Source organism: Mesorhizobium sp. M7A.T.Ca.US.000.02.2.1 (assembly GCF_003996995.1).
GTDB lineage: Bacteria > Pseudomonadota > Alphaproteobacteria > Rhizobiales > Rhizobiaceae > Mesorhizobium.
Map to the genome: position 1 here is coordinate 1 of NZ_RZTT01000809.1, position 971 is coordinate 971.

Annotated in this window: 2 protein-coding genes; both read left to right on the forward strand. The window is 64.4% G+C overall.

Annotation, left to right across the window (positions count from 1 at the left end):
• Window positions 1-26: 26 nt before the first annotated feature.
• On the forward strand, window positions 27-446 hold the full coding sequence (locus EOD15_RS34805) for a DoxX family protein (protein ID WP_127321514.1): 420 nt from the start codon (window positions 27-29) through the stop codon (window positions 444-446).
• A 151-nt stretch (window positions 447-597) separates the two neighbouring features.
• Window positions 598-971 (forward strand): DoxX family protein (locus EOD15_RS34810; RefSeq protein ID WP_148129835.1); only part of this gene is annotated, 374 nt, incomplete at its 3' end.

A 971-nucleotide genomic window follows, 5' to 3' on the forward strand; every position in this document is an offset into this window, starting at 1 on the left:
GTATCAACCCATCCCGGAGAGCCACCATGTCCATCAACACTTCAGTCGCCGGTTCCGGCGCATCCAATGCCTCGACCACCATCCTCCTCGGCCGCGTCCTGCTTGCCGTCATCTTCCTGCTTTCAGGCGCCGGCAAGCTGACCGCCATCGCCGGCACGGCCGGCTATTTCGGTGCCCTCGGCCTGCCCTTGCCGACCGTAACGGCCATTGTCGTCGGCCTGATCGAGCTTCTCGGCGGCCTCGCCATCCTCGTCGGCCTCAAGACCCGGATTGTTGCCTGGGTGCTGGCGATCTTCACCGTCGCTACCGGCTTGGTCGCCCACACCGGTTGGGCCGACCAGATGCAAATGATCCAGTTTCTCAAGAACCTCGCCATTGCGGGCGGCTTCCTCGTGCTGGCTTCCTCGGGCGCCGGCGCCTATTCGATCGACGCTAAGCGCGGCTGAGCCAAGAACCGGCAATAGCCGACAAAAAGCGGCGCGGAATTTTCCGCGCCGCTTTTTCGTTGTTGGTACATGCCCGCCGATCTGTCGGCCGGAGTTTCTGATAGGATCGGGTTATCGGGAGGCCGGCCTGCGGCCGATAAGGGAGGTGAACATGCCCCGCAACGCGCTGCTCCTGCTCTCCCGGCTGCTGCTCGCCGCCCTGTTCGTGCCTTCCGGTATCCATGCATTGAGCGACATAGCCGGCACCACAGGCTATTTCGCCAGCCTCGGCCTGCCGCTGCCGACACTTGCTGCCTGGGGCACGGGACTGTTCGAACTGATCGCCGGGCTGCTCGTCCTGGTCGGTTTCCAGACCCGGATCGCGGCGCTGCTGCTTGCCGCCTTCTGCATTGCCGCCGGCTTCATCGGCCATTACGGCCAGGGCGGCGGCGACGCAATGCTCGCCTTCCTGCACCAGCAGATGCTGATGAAGGACATTGCGATATCAGGCGGGTTTGTTGCGCTGGCCATGGCCGGTGCGGGAGC

What these genes read in the sequence shown, in the direction of transcription:
- EOD15_RS34805 (WP_127321514.1), top strand. Translation starts at nt 27, where the DNA reads ATGTCCATCAACACTTCAGTCGCCGGTTCCGGCGCATCCAATGCCTCG.